The sequence below is a fragment of the Achromobacter sp. 2789STDY5608621 genome, from assembly GCF_001299375.1.
Taxonomy (GTDB): domain Bacteria; phylum Pseudomonadota; class Gammaproteobacteria; order Burkholderiales; family Burkholderiaceae_B; genus Achromobacter; species Achromobacter insuavis.
In genome coordinates this window covers 80,849-97,879 of the sequence record NZ_CYTU01000023.1, presented here as the reverse complement: position 1 = coordinate 97,879, position 17,031 = coordinate 80,849, and the positions used below count along the sequence as shown (strand labels likewise).

At 67.6% G+C, this 17,031-nt stretch carries 14 protein-coding genes and 3 tRNA genes; 5 read left to right on the top strand and 12 right to left on the bottom strand.

Annotated elements, in window-relative coordinates:
- From tuf to hisN, 8 genes are all read right to left on the bottom strand, one after another.
- Nucleotides 1-1,191: an elongation factor Tu gene (tuf, locus tag AOZ53_RS20500; protein ID WP_054430954.1), complete on the bottom strand. Its 1,191-nt coding sequence runs from the start codon at nucleotides 1,189-1,191 to the stop codon at nucleotides 1-3.
- 68 nt (nucleotides 1,192-1,259) lie between these two features.
- Nucleotides 1,260-1,334: transfer RNA gene (locus AOZ53_RS20495), tRNA-Thr, on the bottom strand.
- A gap of 12 nt (nucleotides 1,335-1,346) precedes the next feature.
- Nucleotides 1,347-1,420 (bottom strand) — tRNA-Gly (locus tag AOZ53_RS20490).
- A gap of 149 nt (nucleotides 1,421-1,569) precedes the next feature.
- Nucleotides 1,570-1,656 (bottom strand) — tRNA-Tyr (locus AOZ53_RS20485).
- Between the two features lie 113 nt (nucleotides 1,657-1,769).
- The gene (locus tag AOZ53_RS20480) at nucleotides 1,770-2,933 is read right to left on the bottom strand and encodes an iron-containing alcohol dehydrogenase (RefSeq protein WP_054489094.1); all 1,164 of its coding nucleotides are present in this window, start codon (nucleotides 2,931-2,933) and stop codon (nucleotides 1,770-1,772) included.
- Nucleotides 2,934-2,953: 20 nt separating this feature from the next.
- Complete coding sequence (locus AOZ53_RS20475) at nucleotides 2,954-4,345, bottom strand: aldehyde dehydrogenase family protein (protein ID WP_054477921.1); 1,392 nt, start codon at nucleotides 4,343-4,345, stop codon at nucleotides 2,954-2,956.
- A gap of 43 nt (nucleotides 4,346-4,388) precedes the next feature.
- Nucleotides 4,389-5,774 (bottom strand): glutamine synthetase family protein, encoded by a 1,386-nt coding sequence (locus AOZ53_RS20470; RefSeq protein ID WP_054430960.1) that lies wholly within the window; start codon nucleotides 5,772-5,774, stop codon nucleotides 4,389-4,391.
- Between the two features lie 64 nt (nucleotides 5,775-5,838).
- Nucleotides 5,839-6,645: a histidinol-phosphatase gene (gene hisN / locus AOZ53_RS20465; RefSeq protein ID WP_054489100.1), complete on the bottom strand. Its 807-nt coding sequence runs from the start codon at nucleotides 6,643-6,645 to the stop codon at nucleotides 5,839-5,841.
- Between the two features lie 203 nt (nucleotides 6,646-6,848).
- Here hisN and AOZ53_RS20460 point away from each other — a divergent pair, with 203 nt between their 5' ends.
- Genes AOZ53_RS20460 through AOZ53_RS20445 form a run of 4 tightly spaced genes read left to right on the top strand, consistent with a single transcriptional unit; the run spans nucleotide 6,849 to nucleotide 11,419 of the window.
- On the top strand, nucleotides 6,849-7,859 hold the full coding sequence (locus AOZ53_RS20460; RefSeq protein ID WP_035359784.1) for an ABC transporter substrate-binding protein: 1,011 nt from the start codon (nucleotides 6,849-6,851) through the stop codon (nucleotides 7,857-7,859).
- Nucleotides 7,860-7,910: 51 nt separating this feature from the next.
- Complete coding sequence (locus tag AOZ53_RS20455) at nucleotides 7,911-8,918, top strand: ABC transporter ATP-binding protein (RefSeq protein WP_054430963.1); 1,008 nt, start codon at nucleotides 7,911-7,913, stop codon at nucleotides 8,916-8,918.
- 37 nt (nucleotides 8,919-8,955) lie between these two features.
- Nucleotides 8,956-10,638 (top strand): ABC transporter permease subunit, encoded by a 1,683-nt coding sequence (locus AOZ53_RS20450; protein WP_054430965.1) that lies wholly within the window; start codon nucleotides 8,956-8,958, stop codon nucleotides 10,636-10,638.
- A 19-nt stretch (nucleotides 10,639-10,657) separates the two neighbouring features.
- On the top strand, nucleotides 10,658-11,419 hold the full coding sequence (locus AOZ53_RS20445) for a DeoR/GlpR family DNA-binding transcription regulator (protein WP_054430967.1): 762 nt from the start codon (nucleotides 10,658-10,660) through the stop codon (nucleotides 11,417-11,419).
- A gap of 7 nt (nucleotides 11,420-11,426) precedes the next feature.
- Here AOZ53_RS20445 and AOZ53_RS20440 read toward each other — a convergent pair whose 3' ends face one another.
- The 4 genes from AOZ53_RS20440 to AOZ53_RS20425 all read right to left on the bottom strand — a co-directional run bounded on the left by AOZ53_RS20440 (nucleotide 11,427) and on the right by AOZ53_RS20425 (nucleotide 15,997).
- Entirely contained in the window at nucleotides 11,427-12,428 is a 1,002-nt protein-coding gene (locus tag AOZ53_RS20440) for a Bug family tripartite tricarboxylate transporter substrate binding protein (protein ID WP_054430969.1), read from the bottom strand.
- 166 nt (nucleotides 12,429-12,594) lie between these two features.
- A complete protein-coding gene (locus AOZ53_RS20435) occupies nucleotides 12,595-14,190 on the bottom strand; it encodes a rhodanese-like domain-containing protein (protein ID WP_054489092.1) in 1,596 nt (531 codons plus the stop codon).
- Nucleotides 14,191-14,192: 2 nt separating this feature from the next.
- A complete protein-coding gene (gene metC, locus AOZ53_RS20430) occupies nucleotides 14,193-15,404 on the bottom strand; it encodes a cystathionine beta-lyase (RefSeq protein WP_054489090.1) in 1,212 nt (403 codons plus the stop codon).
- A 5-nt stretch (nucleotides 15,405-15,409) separates the two neighbouring features.
- The gene (locus AOZ53_RS20425; protein WP_054430976.1) at nucleotides 15,410-15,997 is read right to left on the bottom strand and encodes a cysteine dioxygenase family protein; all 588 of its coding nucleotides are present in this window, start codon (nucleotides 15,995-15,997) and stop codon (nucleotides 15,410-15,412) included.
- A gap of 122 nt (nucleotides 15,998-16,119) precedes the next feature.
- On the opposite strand from AOZ53_RS20425, the gene AOZ53_RS20420 reads away from it, so the two are divergent.
- Nucleotides 16,120-17,001 (top strand): LysR substrate-binding domain-containing protein, encoded by an 882-nt coding sequence (locus AOZ53_RS20420; RefSeq protein WP_054430978.1) that lies wholly within the window; start codon nucleotides 16,120-16,122, stop codon nucleotides 16,999-17,001.
- The last annotated feature ends 30 nt before the right edge of the window (nucleotides 17,002-17,031 follow it).

Sequence of the window (17,031 nt, the reverse complement as noted above, 5' to 3'; positions counted from 1 at the left end):
TTACTTCAGGATCTTGGCGACGACGCCGGCGCCGACGGTACGACCGCCTTCACGGATGGCGAAACGCAGACCTTCTTCCATGGCGATCGGGGCCAGCAGCTTGACGGTCATCGTCACGTTGTCGCCCGGCAGAACCATTTCCTTGTCGGCCGGCAGGTCGATCGTGCCCGTCACGTCCGTCGTGCGGAAGTAGAACTGGGGACGATAGCCGTTGAAGAACGGGGTGTGGCGGCCGCCTTCTTCCTTGGACAGGATGTACACCTCGGACGTGAAGTCCGTGTGCGGGGTGATCGAGCCCGGCTTGGCCAGAACCTGGCCGCGCTGGACGTCTTCACGCTTGGTGCCGCGCAGCAGGATGCCCACGTTGTCGCCGGCTTGACCTTGGTCCAGCAGCTTGCGGAACATTTCCACGCCGGTGCAGGTCGTCTTGACCGTCGGGACGATACCGACGATTTCGATTTCTTCGCCGACCTTGATGATGCCGCGTTCGATACGGCCGGTCACCACGGTGCCGCGACCCGAGATCGAGAACACGTCTTCAACCGGCATCAGGAACGCGCCGTCAACGGCACGCTCGGGCGTCGGGATGTAGGTGTCCAGGGCTTGGGCCAGCGACAGGATCGCTTGCTCGCCCAGTTCGCCCTTGTCGCCTTCCAGCGCCAGCTTGGCCGAACCCTTCACGATCGGGGTGTCGTCGCCCGGGAAGTCGTACTTGCTCAGCAGTTCGCGAACTTCCATTTCCACCAGCTCGAGCAGCTCGGCGTCGTCAACCATGTCGGCCTTGTTCAGGAAGACGATGATGTACGGCACGCCAACCTGGCGGCTCAGCAGGATGTGTTCACGCGTTTGCGGCATCGGGCCGTCAGCGGCCGACACGACCAGGATCGCGCCGTCCATCTGGGCGGCGCCCGTGATCATGTTCTTGACGTAGTCAGCGTGGCCCGGGCAGTCAACGTGCGCGTAGTGGCGCGATTCCGTTTCGTACTCGACGTGGGCCGTGTTGATCGTGATGCCGCGTGCCTTTTCTTCAGGAGCCGCGTCGATCTGGTCGTAGCCCTTGGCTTCGCCGCCGAACTTGCTCGACAGAACGGTCGTGATCGCCGCCGTCAACGTCGTTTTGCCGTGGTCAACGTGACCAATCGTACCCACGTTCACGTGCGGCTTGGTACGTTCAAACTTGCCTTTTGCCATGGCTGACTCCTGACCTGGATTGCGCTTTTGACTGAAGCTGCTGACTGAAGATAAGACTTTGGAATTTGTGGTGCCCATGGCGCGGATCGAACGCGCGACCTCTCCCTTACCAAGGGAGTGCTCTACCACTGAGCCACATGGGCATGTGTACTGCTTGGAGCGGGTGAAGGGAATCGAACCCTCGTCGTAAGCTTGGAAGGCTTCTGCTCTACCATTGAGCTACACCCGCGGCTGTCCTTTCACCACCTCACTACTTTTCCCAGACTTTCAAAATCAAGGCCCGGAGAACTTACCGCCTTCGTTGCGAAGGCCGCCCAGTTCCCTAGGCCTACATTTTAAAATCCAGGCAAACATCGCCTGGATTCAGGTTTGGGTCTCTGGTGGAGGAGGTTGGATTCGAACCAACGTAGGCGCAAGGCCAACAGATTTACAGTCTGCCCCCTTTAACCACTCGGGCACCCCTCCAGCGGAGAACTTGAGATTATGAACACTTTCAAATCCGCTGTCAAACGCCTGGGACGAAAAATATTCAAATCTTTTGCTCTTCCTGCCGCGTTTCCGCGCAGAGGGGGCGAAGCTTACAAGATTCCGCGAACGGCTGCACGAAAAAGTTCAGCGTACTGGTCCGGCGCGTAGGCGACGGGGTTGGTGCCGCCCGATGGATCCTCGCTCGCCATGCGCCCTACCCGCTCGGCCTCGGCGTCATCGATACCGATGTCGGCCAGGGTGTGCGGGATGCCGACGGTCTCGCGCAGCGCCAGCACCCAGTCGAGCACGGCGCCGGGGCTGTCGTCAGGCAAGGCCAGGTAGCGCGCCAGCGCCTGCAGCCGCGGCGCGACCGCGTGCTGGTTGGCCTTGAGCACATAGGGCATGAGGATGGCGTTGAGCATGCCGTGGTGCGCGTCGTACAGCGCCCCCAGCGGATGCGCCAGCGCGTGCATCGCGCCCAGCCCGCGCTGGAACGCGGTGGCGCCCATGCTGGAGGCCACCAGCATCTGCTGGCGAGCCTGCAGGTCCGCGCCATCGGCCACGGCCTGCGGCAGGTATTCCTTGATGATGCGCATGCCTTCGAGCGCGATGCCGGCGGCCATCGGATGGAAGAACGGCGAACAGTAGGCTTCGAGGTTGTGCGACAGCGCATCCATGCCCGTGGCCGCGGTGATGCGCGGCGGCAGGCCGACGGTGAGTTCGGGGTCGAGAATCACGATGGCGGGCAGCATGCGCGCGTGGAAGATGATGCGCTTGACCTGCGCCGCCTCGTCGGTGATGACGGAGGCGCGCCCCACTTCCGAACCGGTGCCCGCGGTGGTCGGCACCGCCACCACCGGCGCCATGCCGGCGACGTTCACGCGCAGGTAGTTGTCGCCCACGTCCTCGAAATCCCACAGCGGACGCTTCTGCCCGGCCATCAGCGCGATGGCCTTGGCCGCGTCCAGCGCCGAGCCGCCGCCGAACGCGATGACGCCATCGTGGCGGCCTTCGCGATAACGCGCCACGCCATCGTCCACGTTCCGACCGGTGGGGTTGCCCTTCACTTCGTGGAACAGGCCGCATTCGAGTCCGGCCTGGCGGCAGCCGCGAACCGCGTCGGCGATCATGGGCAGCGCGGCCAGGCCGGGATCGGTGACCAGCAAGGGCCGCGCCATGCCGAGTTCGCGGCACCAGTCGGGCAATTCCTTGATGCGGCCGGGGCCCGCCTTGATGGCGGTGGGATAGTTCCAGTTGACGCTGGGGACAGTCATGTCGGCTCCTGGTCGCGCGTTCAGGCGGTGCGGCGCAGATGGAAGGATTTGGCTTGGGTGAGCTGTTCGTAGCCGACGCGCGACAACGAAACGCCGCGGCCGGTTTGCTTGACGCCGGTCCACGCCAGCGCGGGATCGAGGTAGTCGCAGCGGTTCATGAAGACGGTGCCGGTGCGCAACTGGCGGCCGAGATGCAGGGCGGCGTCTTCGTCCTGCGTGAAGACGGCGGCGGTCAGGCCATAGGGGCTGTCGTTCATCAGGGCCACGGCCTCTTCATCGCTGTCGACGGGCATCACGCCAACCACGGGGCCGAAGCATTCATCATTCATCACGCGCATGCGGTGGTCGACCTGCGTCAGCAGCGCGGGCGCCACGTACGGCGTGCCGGCGCGCGCGGCGTCGAAACGCGCGGCATCGACCAGGTTGCGGGCGCCGCGCGATTCCGCCTCGGCGATGACCTCGCGCACCTCGTCGGCGGCGCGCGTGCGCACCACCGGACCCAGCGTGGTGTCTTGCCGCAAGGGATCGCCCAGCACGTACTCGCGGGTCAGCGCCGCGGCGCGATCGATGAAGTCCTGGTAGCGTGCGCGCGCCACGTAGATGCGCTGGATGCCGCAGCACGATTGGCCGGAGTTGAAGAAGGCGCCGTCGACCAGCGTCTCGACCGCGTGCGCCAGGTTGGCGTCGGCGCGCACATAGGCGGGATCGTTGCCGCCCAGCTCCAGGCCCACGCCGATGAAGCGGCCGGCCGCGGCCTGCTCCACGCTCTGGCCGCCGCGCACCGAACCGGTGAAGGACACGTAGCCGATTTCAGGCGCGCGGATCAGCCGCTGCGCGATGTCATGGTTCGCATGCAGGTACTGGAACACGCCATGCGGCACGCCGGCCTCGCTGAAGGCGCGGCCGATGAGCTCGGCGCACAGCGGCGTCTGGTCGGAGTGTTTGAGGATGACGGTGTTGCCGGCCATCAGCGCCGGCACGATGCTGTTCACCGCCGTCAGCAGCGGATAGTTCCACGGCGCGATGGTGAGCGCCACGCCGATCGGCTCGCGGCTGATGAAGCGCGTGAAGCCCGCGATCTCCGGCACGTGGACCGGCGCCAGCGCTTCGGCGGCGATGCCGATCATGTGGCGCGCGCGCGCTTCGAAGCCATCGACTTCACCCGGCGTGTAGCGCAGGGGACGGCCCATCTGGATCGTGATGGCGCGCGCGATCTCGGCCTTGCCCGCGACAAAGCGCGTCACGGCCTCGGACAGGATGCGGCCACGCTGCTCGATGCCGAGCGCGTGCCACGCGCCCTGCGCGACCTGCGCGTCGGCCAGCGCCTGCGCGACCTGCGCCTCGCTGGCGTAGGGGCGGCGCACGACTTCGCGGCCGTCGATGGGACTGATGGTGATGAGTTCCTGCGTCATGGCGACCCTGTGCTTGCGTGGTGGATGAGTGAAGCGGCGGTGTTCAGATGATCTCGAAGTAGCGCGCCAGCTCCCAATCGGTGACGTGGCGCCGGAACTGGCGTTCTTCCCATTCGCGCGTGGCGGCGTAGTGTTCGACGAAGGCGGCGCCGAACAGCTCGCGCGCGGCCTCCGACTGGCGCAGGCGCTGCGCCGCTTCCCACAACGTGGTGGGCAGGCGCAGGTGGTCGGGAAACTGCTGCGTGTAGGCGTTTCCCTGCACCATCGGCTCGGGTCTCAGACCCTGTTCGATGCCGTGCAGGCCTGACGCCAACGCGGCGGACAACGCCAGGTACGGATTGGCGTCGGCCGAGCCGATGCGCACTTCGACGCGCTGCGACTTGTCGCTGCCCGGGATGAGGCGCAATGCGGTGGTGCGGTTCTCCATGCCCCAGGTCGCGTCCAGCGGCGCCCAGTAGCCCGGCACCAGGCGCGAATAGCTGTTGATGGTCTGCGCGTACAGCGCCATGAATTCGGGCAGGTAGCGCTGCACGCCGGCCATGAAGGCTTCCTGCGTCGCGCTCATGCCGTGCGGGCGCGACTCGTCGTAGAACGCCGAGCGGCCGCTGGTGCGGTCGCGCAGAGACAGGTGGATGTGGCCGCTCTGGCCGGGATGATCGTGCGACCACTTCGCCATGAAGGTGGCCATCAGGCCGTTCTGCTGCGCCAGCGCCTTGGTGAAGGTCTTGAAGAGGAAGGCCTTGTCGCCGGCGGCGGCGGCCTGGTCGACCGCGATGGCCGCCTCCAGCACGCCGGGACCGGTCTCGGTATGCAGGCCCTCGATCGGCATGTCCATGCGCTCGCACATGTCGAGCAGCTTGCGGTAGAAATCGCCCTGCACCGTGCTGCGCAGCACCGAGTAGCCGAAGTTGCCAGGGGTCCAGTTCTCCATGTCGCGGTAGTGCTTGGCGCGCACCGAGTGCGGCGTCTCGCGGAACATGAAGAACTCGTATTCGAGCGCGGCGTAGACCTCGAAGCCCATGCCGGCGGCGCGGTCCAGCGTGCGGTGCAGCAGGCGGCGCGGGCAGATGTCGGCCGCGGGGCCTTCGAACTCGGCCAGGAACAGCAGCATGTCCTCGCCGCCGGGCCCCTGCTCCAGCGGCAACCGGCGGCAGGTGCTGGGCACGATGCGCAGCTTGGCATCGGGATAGGCCGTGTGCCAGCCGGTGTACTTGGTGTTGTCGTAGAGCTGGTCGTCCAGGTCCCAGCCGAACACCACGTCGCAGAACGCCAGCCCGCCGCGCAGCGCGGCCAGGAATTTGTCGCGCCTGACATACTTGCCCAGCATGACGCCATCGACGTCGGACAGGCCGATCTTGATATGCGAGAGCGTGCTGGCCTGGACCAGCCGCTCCGCGTCTTCCACCGTTGCTACCCCTAGTGCATGCATGGCTCGTTCACCTTGTCGTGGCTGAAGCGTTGCGTTGACGTGCGGGGTCGCGGGGCGCGATGTTTCAGGTCACGGCCGCCCCCAGCATCCGCATCGCCTCGCGATGCAGCTGCGGCGTGGCGGCCGCGATCACGCGGCCCTGCGACGCGAGGCCTAACGGCTGCCCCGACCAATCGGTAATGACGCCGCCCGCGCCTTCGATCACGGGCATCAGCGCCAGATAGTCATACGGCTGCAGGCCGGCCTCGACCACCAGGTCGACATGGCCGCTGGCCAGCAGGCCATAGCTGTAGCAATCGCCGCCATAGCGGCGCATGCGCACCGAGCGCGCCAGCGCCTCGAACGCGTCCAGGTCGGCGCCTTCGAAGATGTCGGGCGAGGTGGCGTAGAGAATCGCCTGGTCCAGTCCGGTGCACTGGCGCGCGCGGCAGGGTTCGCCATTCAGGCGCGCGGGCGAACCGGCAACGCCCAGCCAGCGTTCGGCCATCATGGGAATGTCGATCAGGCCCAGCACCGGGCGGCCGCGGTGCAGCAGGCCCAGCAGCGTGCCCCACAGGGGATTGCCGGAGATGAAGGCGCGGGTGCCGTCGATGGGATCGAGCGACCACACCCACTCGGCCTCCGCATGGCTGGCGCCGTATTCCTCGCCGAAGATGCCGTGATCCGGATACTCGCGGGCGATGGCCGCGCGCAGCGCTTCCTCGACCTCGCGGTCGGCACGGGTGACGGGACTTTCATCCGCTTTGGTCTCCACCGTCAGGGGGTGGCGGAACCACTGGCGCGACAAGGGCCGGACCTGGTCCGCCAGCGTCTGGGCGAACGAGGAAAACGCGGCCAATTGCTGCGCATTAAGCGGCGGCGAAGTTTGCATGACGAGCTCCGAGGCGTGGCGCGGCGCGGAAATACCCATGCGATTCGGGTTTTTCCAGTCTAGACACGTTGCCACAAATTTGCAAATATACCTAAAAACGCAACCCGGGAAACGCAACGTTTCCTCGCGCAACCTTACCGCCCCGCCGTCCGCAGAAAAGCAGCTCATCGCCGTTGCCGTGTATTCCTTTCCGGAGTTCCATCATGCAATGTAAGAAGAAGCTTGGTCTTGTGGTTGCAGTAATTTCCCTAGGTTTTGCCCAGGCCGTCCACGCCGGCGCCATCACCGTCTACACCGCGCTGGAGGAAGACGAGATCGCGGCCTACCTGAAGGCCGCCAACGCCGCCCTGCCGGATGTGAAGGTGAACGTGCTGCGCCTGTCCACCGGCGACCTGGGCGCGCGCCTGATCGCCGAGGCCGGCAATCCGCAGCAGGACGTGATCTGGGGCTTCGCCGTCAGCAACATGCTGGACCCGCGCCTGCAGAAGCTGCTGGAGCCGTATGCGGCCAAGGGCATCGACGCGCTGCCGGCGCAATACAAGGCCGCCGACAACAAGTGGTTCGCCGCCACCGGCTACGTGGCCGCGTTCTGTGTCAACACCGACCGGCTCAAATCCAAGAACCTGCCGATGCCGACCTCCTGGGAGGATCTGGCCAAGCCGGTCTACAAGGGCGAGATCGTCATCCCCAGCCCGGCCGCATCCGGCACCGGTTATCTGCAGATCGTCGCGCTGCTGCAGGGCCTGGGCGCCGAGAAAGGCTGGGCGCTGCTCAAGGACCTGGACAAGAACGTGGCGCAGTACACACCGTCGGGGTCGCGCCCCTGCAAGATGGCGCGCGCCGGCGAGTATGCGATCGGCGTGTCGTTCGCGTTCCCGGCGATGCAATCGATCGAGGAAGGCTTTCCGGTGAAGATGGTGATCCCGTCGAAATGGGTGGGCTACGAGCTGGAAGCCTCGGGCCTGATGAAGACCGCCAAGAATCCCGCGGACGCCAAGCGCTTCCTCGACTGGACGCTGTCGGCGCAGGCCGGCGGGCTGTACAGCAAGTACAAGGAACTGGTGACGATTCCGGGCGCCGCCCCCAACAAGGCGGCCGAGGCCGCCGGGCTGCCCAAGGACCTGACCGCCGTGCTGTACCCCGTGGACTTCCAGAAATCGGCGGCGGAACGCGACGCCACCATCAAGACCTGGCAGGACACCATCAAACGCTGACGGCGCGCGCGGCCGGCGCCGCCGGCCGCCACGCCACCGCCCGGAGTGGCCATGTACCTGGAATTGCGCGGGATCCGCAAGACCTTCGACGGCGCGGTGGCGCTGGAAGGCATCGACCTGTCTGTCGGCGAACACGAATTCGTCTGCCTGCTGGGCCCCAGCGGCTGCGGCAAGACCACCCTGCTGCGCATCGTCGCCGGCCTGCTGCCGTTCGACAGCGGCACCATCACGCTGGGCGGACGCGACCTGTCGGCGCTGCCGGCGCGCAAGCGCGGCTTCGGCATCGTGTTCCAGTCGTATTCGCTGTTTCCCAACATGACCGTGGCCGAAAACGTCGGCTACGGCCTGCGCATCCGCGGCGAGAGCCGCGAGCGCATCGAGGCGCGGGTGCGTGAATTGCTGGCGCTGATCAAGCTGCCGGATTATGCACAGCGTTATCCCCACCAGCTATCCGGCGGCCAGCAGCAGCGCGTCGCGTTGGCGCGGGCGCTGGCGGTGGACCCGGCGCTGATCCTGCTGGACGAACCTCTGTCGGCGCTGGATGCGCGCGTGCGCACCGACATGCGCGCCGAGATCCACGAGGTGCAGCGCCGCCTGCAGATCCCGACCATCATGGTGACGCACGACCAGGAGGAAGCGCTGACGCTGGCCGACAAGATCGTGTGCATGAACGACGGCCGCGTCGAGCAGGTGGGTTCGCCGTCCGACTTGTATCTGCGGCCGCGCACGCGCTTCGTCGCCAACTTCGTCGGCCTGAGCAACCTGCTGCCGACCGACTGGGTGCGCGAGGCCATGCCGGCACTGCTGGCGACCCGGCCCGATGGCGCCAGCGAGCGTTTCGAGGCCTGCCTGCGGCCGGAAAGCCTGCGCATCGCCGCCGATGCGCGCGGGCCGGGGCGGGTGCGCGAGATGACCTTCATGGGCAACCTGACGCGCGTGCGGGTGGCGTGGCAGGGCCGCGAGCTGCTGGTCGAGCAGCAGGGCGCGGCGGGCTTGTCGCAGGGCGCGCCGGTGCGCCTGGACATGGCGCCGGAACAGTGCGCCTGGGTCCGCGTATGACTGCGTCCGCCACGTCGGCACGCGCGGAGGCCAAGGCATGAACACGGTTCGTATCGGCGCCGCCACGTCGTCTCGCGCCAACCGCTCGCCGGCCTCCCTGGATCGCCTGCTGCTATGGACCTGCGTCGGCATTCCGATGGCGGGACTGGCGCTGTTCTTCCTGTATCCGCTGGCCACGGTCGGCTGGCGCAGCCTGGTGGAAAAGGACGGCGGCATCGGCCTGGGCAACTACGCCGAGGTATTCGCCACCCGCGGCATCCTGACCGCCACCGCCAACAGCCTGACGATGAGCGCGGCCACCACCGCCGTCAGCCTGTTGCTGGGCTTTGCCATCGCCTTCGGGCTGGACCGCAGCCGCATGCGCGGCAAGGCGCTGGTGAAGCTGGCGCTGGTGCTGCCGCTGCTGGCGCCGTCGCTGGTGCAGGGGTTGGGACTGATCTTCCTGCTCGGCCGCAACGGCCTGGTGCATCGCTGGACGGGGTGGGAATTCGATATCTACGGCTTCTGGGGCCTGCTGATCTCGAACGTGTTCTATGCCCTGCCCCAGGCCGTGCTGATCCTGCAGGCGGCGCTGCGCAACACCGATGCGCGCTATTACGACGCGGCCGAGGTGATGGGCGCGTCGAGCCTGCGGCAGTTCTTCGACATCACGCTGCCCAACTGCAAGTTCGGCCTGCTGAGCGCGGCGTTCGTGGTGTTCGTCATCACCATCACCGACTTCGGCAACGCCGCGGTGATCGGCGGCAACTACCGCGTGCTGGCCACCGAGATCTACAGCCAAGTGTCGGGCCAGATGAATTTCGGCATGGGCTCGGTGGTCGGCATCCTGCTGCTGCTGCCCTCGTTGATCTCGGTGCAGATCGAACGGGTGGCGTCGCAACGCCAGTTCGGCGCCGCCTCGCCCAGCGGACTGCGCGTCACGCCGCAGCCGGCGCGCGGCCGCGACCTGGCGTTCACGGCGGGCGTGCTGCTGTGCGCCAGCACCATCGTGGTGACGGTGGGCACCGTCGTGTTCGCCAGCTTCATGCGGCTGTGGCCGTACCGGATGGAGTGGACCCTGAAGCATTACGACATCACCGTCAGCGGCGGCTATGCGCCGCTGTGGACGTCGCTGTACCTGTCGCTGGCGGCCGCGGCCGGCGGCGTGCTGCTGCTGTTCTTCCTGACCTTCGGCGTCTGCCGCATTCCGCGCGCCTGGGCCAAGCTGGTCTACCTGGTGTCGGTGCTGCCGGTGGGCGTGCCGGGGCTGGTGCTGGGGCTGTCGTATATCTTCGCCTTCAACTCGCCCGCCAACCCGCTCTACGCGCTGTATGGCAGCGCCGCGCTGATCGCGCTGTGCAACTTCTACCACTATCACACGCAGGGCTTTCTGACGATGATGACCGGCATGCGCGCGGTGCCGCAGGCGCTGGAAGAAGCGGTGAGCTGCCTGGGCGGCGGCACCCTGCAGGTGCTGCGCGACGCGGTGCTGCCGCAGATCGCCGCCACGGTGCTGGGCGTGTTCTTTTTCCTGTTCATGCGGTCCATGGTGACGCTGTCGGCGGTGATCTTCCTGGTCACGCCGTCGGTCAGCGTCGCGCCGGTTTCCGTACTGCGGCTGGACGAAGCGGGGTTCGTCTCGCAGGCGGCGGCCTATTCGACGCTTATCATGCTGGTCGTGGGTGGTTCGCTGCTGGCGATGCGCGCGTTGATCGCGCTGCCGGCGCGGCGCCGCAAATAGAGATTAGGAAGCATCCGATATGTGGCAAGAAGAGCGGTATCAGAGAATCCGCGCCCTGCTGTCTTCCCTGCAGCAGGTATCGACCGACCGTATCGTCGGCGAACTGGGGGTATCGCGGGAGACCGTCCGGCGCGACCTGCTGGAACTGGAAGCGATGGGCGAACTGCGCCGCGTGCATGGCGGCGCGGTGCCGGTGCACAGCGAACCGCCGATCGCCGAGCGCGTGCACACGCGCGTCAAGTACAAGCGCGCCATCGCCCGCGCCGCCGCCGGCCTGGTGACGAGCGGCCAGACGCTATTCCTGGACGCCGGCAGCACCACCAGCATGCTGGCCGACGAGCTGGCCAAGCTGAGCGGCCTGACCATCATCACCAATTCGTTCGACGTGGCGCTCAAGGTTGGCGCCGCGGGCAGCGGCGCCAACGAACTGCTCATGCTGGGCGGCTCGGTCGGCGGGCCGGTGTGCGCCACCGCCGGCGACATCACCATCGCCGAGATCCACCGCTACCGCGCCGACGTGGCGCTGCTGTCGCCGGTGGGCGTGGACGCCGAATGCGGCGCCACCAGCTACGACCTGCGCGAAGCCGAGGTGGCGCGCGCCATGGCGGCCAACGCCAAGCAGCGCATCCTGCTGGCCGACTTCAGCAAGATCGGCCTGTGCAGCCGGGTGTCGTACTGCGAAGTGAACCGCATCGATCACCTGATCACCAACACCAATGCGCAGAAGCAGCCCGCCTACGCGGCCCTGAAGGCCGCCGTGGGCAAGCTGCTGGCGGTGTAGCCTGGCCTCAATCCACCGAGACGCCGGCCACCTTCACCATGTCGGCCCAGTAGGCGGTGTCCTGCTGCAGGCGCTTGCCGAAGGCGTCGGGCGCGCTGCCCACGGGCTGGCTGCCGCCGGCCTGGATCTTGGCGATGACGTTGGGCGATTTCATCGCCTGCGCCACGGCCTGCGCCAGATAGGCGACGCGTTCGGGCGGCGTGCCGGCCGGCGCGAACAGACCATACCAGTCGTCGGCCGTGATGCCGTCCATGCCGGACTGCCCGAGCGTGGGCGCGCCCTTGAAGATGCCGATGCCGTTTTCATGGCTGAGCGCCAGGATGCGCAGCTTGCCGGCCGCCACCATCGGCTCGGCCGAGGCCGGCGAGGTGATCAGCATGTCGACCGTGCCGCCCATCAGGTCGGTAATGGCGGGCGCGGCGCCGCGGTACGGCACGTGCACCAGCTTCACGTTGGCCTTCTGCGACAGCAGCGCCCCCATCAGGTGGCTCATGGTGCCGTTGCCGGGCGTGGCGTAGGTGATGACGCCCGGCTGCTTGCGCGCGGCATCCAGATAGTCGCCCAGCGATTTGTAGGCGCTTTCGCTGCGCGCCACCAGCACCAGCGGCGCCGAGGTGATCTGCGAGATCGGCACGAAATCCTTGAGCGGATCGAAGCCGACGTTCTTGTACAGGCGCGGATTGACCGCCATGACGCTGGTCTGCGACATCACCAGCGTGTAGCCATCGGGCTTGGCGCGCGAGACCTGCGAAGTGCCGACGTTGCCGCCCGCGCCGGAGCGGTTTTCCACCACCACGCTCTGGCCGATGAGGGCGCCCAGTTCCTGCGCGATGAGACGCGCCACGCCATCATTGCCGCCCCCGGGCGGGAACGGCGACACCACGGTGATCGCCTGCTTGGGATAGTCGGCCAATGGCGCCGGCGCCTGGGCGTGGGCATTCATCCCCCACGCCAGGCAGGCCAGGGCCGCGGCGGTCTTGCAGGCGTGCTGCAGGTTGAGCTTGTTCATCGGTATTTCCCCTTGTGGTTGGCGGCCGGATGCTCGGCCGTCCATTGCATTTCGGTTCGCCATGAACCGTCCGCGCCCCGCCGGCGAAAGCGCCGGGGCGTGCTGATCGGATGAAGCGTTGGGCGCGGCCGCCGTGGCGGCCGCGAGGGTCATTCAGCCCCGGCGGTCACCCGGCCGGGAAGCGGTACGCGGCGCGCTCGCGCGCGTCGATCTGCTTGACCAGGTTGGTTTCCCAGGCAAGGTACTGACGCGCCGCGGCCTTGTTGCCGTCGTGGCGGTCATGCACGAAGAACAGGTAGTCGATGCAATCGGCATCGGCCGGTTCGGCCGGCGTGGCCGCCAGCGCCAGGCCCGCCGCCGCCCAGCCCGCGGGCGTGCCCAGGTTGGCCTTGACGTCACGCACGCCGAGCGCGCGCAGATCCGCCGCGGCCCACGCGGCCAGCGCGCGTTCGTCGGCCAGCAGCACCAGCGGACGCGCGGGATCCAGCGCCAGGTCGGCGAAACGCGGCCGCACCGACCAGCGCGCGCCGTCGATGTGCTGGGCGCGATAGCGCATGCTGGAACGGATGTCGACCAGCTGCGCGCCTTGTGCCAGCGCGGCGGCCAGCGCCGCGTCGTCGAGCACCGTCAACGCCGGCTCCGCCGCCGGGGCGACCGGCGCCTGCAGGTCGGCGGCCACGCCTTCCCGCAGCACGCTCGCGTCCCAGCCCATCTGGCGCAGCCAGCTGGCCACCACCGGCGCGCGCACGCCTTCGCCATCGAACACCACGATGCGCGCGCCGCGCACCGCCAGGTATTGGTCGGTGGCCTGGACCAGCTGGCCGCCGGGCGTATGCTGGGCGCCAGGCAGCGAGCCGCGCGCGAATTCCTCGGCGCTGCGCACGTCGCACAGGAAGGTGCTGCGGCTGGCGTCGTTCAGCCATTCACGCACCTGCGCGGCGTTCACCTCGGGCACGCCATGACGGCGGGCCAGGCCGGCCGAGCGCTGCGCCAGGTCGGGCAGGTCCGCGGCGGCAACGGCGTCGTCGTAGCGGCGGCTGGCGCCGTGGTCCAGCTTGAAGTCCGCCAGATACCAGCCCTGCGTGCCGTTCTCCAGCGCATAGACGGGGTTGGGCACGCCCAGGTTGATGAGCGTCTGCGCGCCGATGATGCTGCGCGTGCGGCCGGCGCAATTGATCACGATGGTGGTGTTGGGGTCGCGCGCCAGCGTGTGGGCGCGCAACGCCAGCTCGCCATTCGGGCAGCAGATGCCGCCGGGAATGCTCATCTTCTGGTATTCGGCGTAGGGCCGGCCATCCAGCACGATCAGGTCGTCGCCGCGGCGCTGGCGCTCGGCCAGCTCGGCGGCGCTGATGCGCGGGGTGTGGAAAACTTCTTCGGCCAGTTCGCCGAAGGTCTTGCTCGGCACGTTGACGCCGGCGAAGGCGGCATAGCCATCGCGCTGCCATTGCGCGATGCCGCCGGCCAGGCGATAGACCCGCGTGTAGCCCAGGGCGCGCAGGGCCGTCGCCGCGCGCGCGGCGACGTCGTCATCGCCGCCTTCGTCGTAGACCACCAGACGCACGTCGCGGCGCGGCGCCAGGCGCGCGATGTCGGCCTCGAGCCGGCTGAACGGCACGGGGGCCGCGTAGAACAGATGGGACTCACCGTACTGGCCATGCTCGCGCACGTCCAGCAGCGCAATCTCGCCGCCGTCATGCAGCCAGCCCTTGAGGGTGTGCGAGTCAATATCGGCCAGTTTCAGGTCGGAATGGGAATGCATCGTTAAATCCGCAGGGAATCGGGGGAATGGGAGTTCAGGGCCTTCAGGCTCGGCCGCAATTGGTCGAATGCCTGTTCGAGGTCGGCGATCAGGTCGTCCGGATCCTCCAGGCCGATATGCAGGCGCAACATGGCGCCGTGCGCGGGGACGGGCAGGGCGCGCGCCTTGGCCAGATTGACGGGAATCACCAGGCTTTCGAAGCCGCCCCAGGAGGCGCCGATGCCGAACAGGCGCAGCGCGTCGATGGCGCGCTCCATGTCGGCGTCGGCGATGCCGGCGGCGAATTCCAGCGTCAACAGGCCATTGGCGCCCGAGCATTCACGCCGCCAGACCGCATGCGCGGGATCGTCGGGCAAGGCCGGGCACAACACGCGCGCCACTTCCGCCCTGCCCTGCAGCCACTGCGCCACGCGCAGGGCGCTGCGAGCGTGCTGCGCCATGCGCAGCGGCAGCGAACGCATGCCGCGCAGCACTAGGTAGGCGTCGTCCGCGCCGACGGTCTGGCCGAAGTCGATGCTGGCGCGTTCCAGCGCGCGCCAGGCGCGGGCATTGGTCACGACCGCGCCCATCATCACGTCGGCGTGGCCGCCCAGGTACTTGGTGGCGGCGAGGATCGAGATATCCGCGCCCAGCGCCAGCGGCTGGCACAGCAATCCCGACGCCCAGGTGTTATCCACAGCCAGCCAGCAATCGTGGCGCCGCGCCAGGTCGGCCAGCTGCCGCAGGTCCGGCATCTCGTAGGTCAGCGAGCCGGGCGACTCGGCATAGATCATGCGCGTGTTGGGGCGCAGCAGCTGCGCCAGGCCGGCGCCGTCCGGCGGATAGAAGGTGAATTCGATGCCCAGCCGCGCCAGGTGCTCGGCGCAGAAACGGCGCACCGGTTCATAGACCGCGTCGGTCACCAGCACGTGGTCGCCGGCGCGCAGATAGGCCAGCAGCACGACGGCGATGGCGGCCTGCCCCGTGGGATACAGCTGCGCGCGATGGCCCTGCTCCAGCTCGACCAGCGCGTCTTCCAGCGCGTGCGTGCTGTCGGTGCCGCGCGCGCCGTACGACGGCAGGCGTTCCTGTTCGCGGCGGGCGCGGGTGTCACGCCAGGCCGCGACGCTGTCGAACACAAACGTGCTGGCGCGCGTGACCGGGGTGTTGACCCAGCCGGCATGGGGACGCCCGGCGCGCAGCAGGCGCGTCGCGGGCCGCAGGGGCTTGTTCATGATGGTCAGCGGCGGGTCTGCACGCCGATCGGCATGACTTTGCAGGTGCCGGCCGCCAGGTCGAAGGCGAGCCGTTCGGTCAGCGTCTCGAGGGCGCGGCCATACATGTGCAAATGGCGGATGACACTGTCGCCCTGGATCTCGACGGCGTGGATGTCGTCGGGCATCAGCGCGATGCCGGCGCCCGGCCCCACCACCACGGTGCCGGTCTTTTCCAGGTGGCCCACGCCCGGCACCGAGCCGTCGTCGGTGCGGTCGTAGACGTAGTTGTATTCCACGCCTTCCACGGCGGCGATACAGGCCCAGGTGGTGTGGTTGTGCGGCACGATCTGCTTGCCGGGGCGCATCACGTTCAGGTAGAGCGCGTAGCTCTTGTCGGCGTCTTCGCCGATCAGGTAGCGCGCCTGGCGCTCGCCCTCTTCCGGCGCCGGGTAGCGGTCCTGGGCCCACCAGTCGGTATGGCCGGCCAGGCCGATCAGCTCGTCCAGCACGGCCTTCAGGCTGTCGCGGTTCAGGCCCTTATTTCCTAAAGTATTTTTAATATTTCCGATGGCGCTATCGATGCCCTGCTGCTGGGGGTGCGTGGTGCTCACAGTGACTTTCCCTCTTATTTCATGAGTTATTGCAGTCACTGTATCGCCGCAAAGAGGCGCCAACAATTTAATTTGCCTTAATATTCCATAAGCATTGCTAATACTTTGGACCCACCGCTCCCATGCGCAATCTCGATCTGGACCTGCTGCGCACGCTGACCGCGATCGCGCGCCATGAAACGTTTTCGGAAGCGGCCAATCGGCTGCACAAGACCCAGTCGGCGGTGACGCAGCAGATGCAGCGGCTGGAAGCGGCCATCGGCCTGCCGCTGTTCGAGAAACAGGGGCGCAACAAGGCCTTATCCACGCATGGACGGCGCCTGGTCGAATATGCGCGCCACATGCTGGCCATCAACGATGAAGCGCTGCGCGCGCTGCAGGACGCGCCGCTGGAAGGCGACCTGCGGCTGGGCGCGCCGCTGGACGTGGCCGACACCATCCTGCCGACCCTGCTGACCCACATCGCGCGCTCGGCGCCGCGCGTGAAACTGGAGATCCGCACCGACCGCAGCCCGTTCCTGATGGATGCGCTGCGGGCCGGCGAACTGGACCTGACCATCTCGACCCGCTTCGACCAGGAATTCGAAGGCGTGGCGCTGCGCACCTCGCCCACGGTGTGGCTGGCCTCGGCCGACTACGTGCACGACATCAACGCGCCGGTGCCGCTGGTGCTGGCCGACGAGCCCAGCATCTTCCGCCGCCTGGCGCTGACCGCGCTGGAACAGGCGCAGGTGCGCTGGCACACCAACTACGTGGCGCCCAACCTGGTCGGCATCAAGGCCGCGCTGCGCGCGGGCCTGGGCGTGACGGCGCGCAGCGTCGAACTGCTGGCGCCGGAAATGCGGGTGCTGGGGGAAAAGGAAGGCCTGCCGCCCTTGCCGGACGTGACGTACTTCCTGTGGATAAGGCGGGATCTGATCAATCCGCTGACGCGGCAGGTCTACGACATGCTGCGCACCAGCCTGGGATTGGCGCACGGCGCGGACGCGCCGCCCAATCCGTAGCGGCGGCATCGCGGGGACAGCCCCGTTGAA

Coding starts and splice junctions, on each gene's coding strand:
- tuf (WP_054430954.1), bottom strand. CDS start 1,191: ATGGCAAAAGGCAAGTTTGAACGTACCAAGCCGCACGTGAACGTGGGT.
- AOZ53_RS20480 (WP_054489094.1), bottom strand. CDS start 2,933: ATGACTGTCCCCAGCGTCAACTGGAACTATCCCACCGCCATCAAGGCG.
- AOZ53_RS20475 (WP_054477921.1), bottom strand. CDS start 4,345: ATGACGCAGGAACTCATCACCATCAGTCCCATCGACGGCCGCGAAGTC.
- AOZ53_RS20470 (WP_054430960.1), bottom strand. CDS start 5,774: ATGCATGCACTAGGGGTAGCAACGGTGGAAGACGCGGAGCGGCTGGTC.
- hisN (WP_054489100.1), bottom strand. CDS start 6,645: ATGCAAACTTCGCCGCCGCTTAATGCGCAGCAATTGGCCGCGTTTTCC.
- AOZ53_RS20460 (WP_035359784.1), top strand. CDS start 6,849: ATGCAATGTAAGAAGAAGCTTGGTCTTGTGGTTGCAGTAATTTCCCTA.
- AOZ53_RS20455 (WP_054430963.1), top strand. CDS start 7,911: ATGTACCTGGAATTGCGCGGGATCCGCAAGACCTTCGACGGCGCGGTG.
- AOZ53_RS20450 (WP_054430965.1), top strand. CDS start 8,956: ATGAACACGGTTCGTATCGGCGCCGCCACGTCGTCTCGCGCCAACCGC.
- AOZ53_RS20445 (WP_054430967.1), top strand. CDS start 10,658: ATGTGGCAAGAAGAGCGGTATCAGAGAATCCGCGCCCTGCTGTCTTCC.
- AOZ53_RS20440 (WP_054430969.1), bottom strand. CDS start 12,428: ATGAACAAGCTCAACCTGCAGCACGCCTGCAAGACCGCCGCGGCCCTG.
- AOZ53_RS20435 (WP_054489092.1), bottom strand. CDS start 14,190: ATGCATTCCCATTCCGACCTGAAACTGGCCGATATTGACTCGCACACC.
- metC (WP_054489090.1), bottom strand. CDS start 15,404: ATGAACAAGCCCCTGCGGCCCGCGACGCGCCTGCTGCGCGCCGGGCGT.
- AOZ53_RS20420 (WP_054430978.1), top strand. CDS start 16,120: ATGCGCAATCTCGATCTGGACCTGCTGCGCACGCTGACCGCGATCGCG.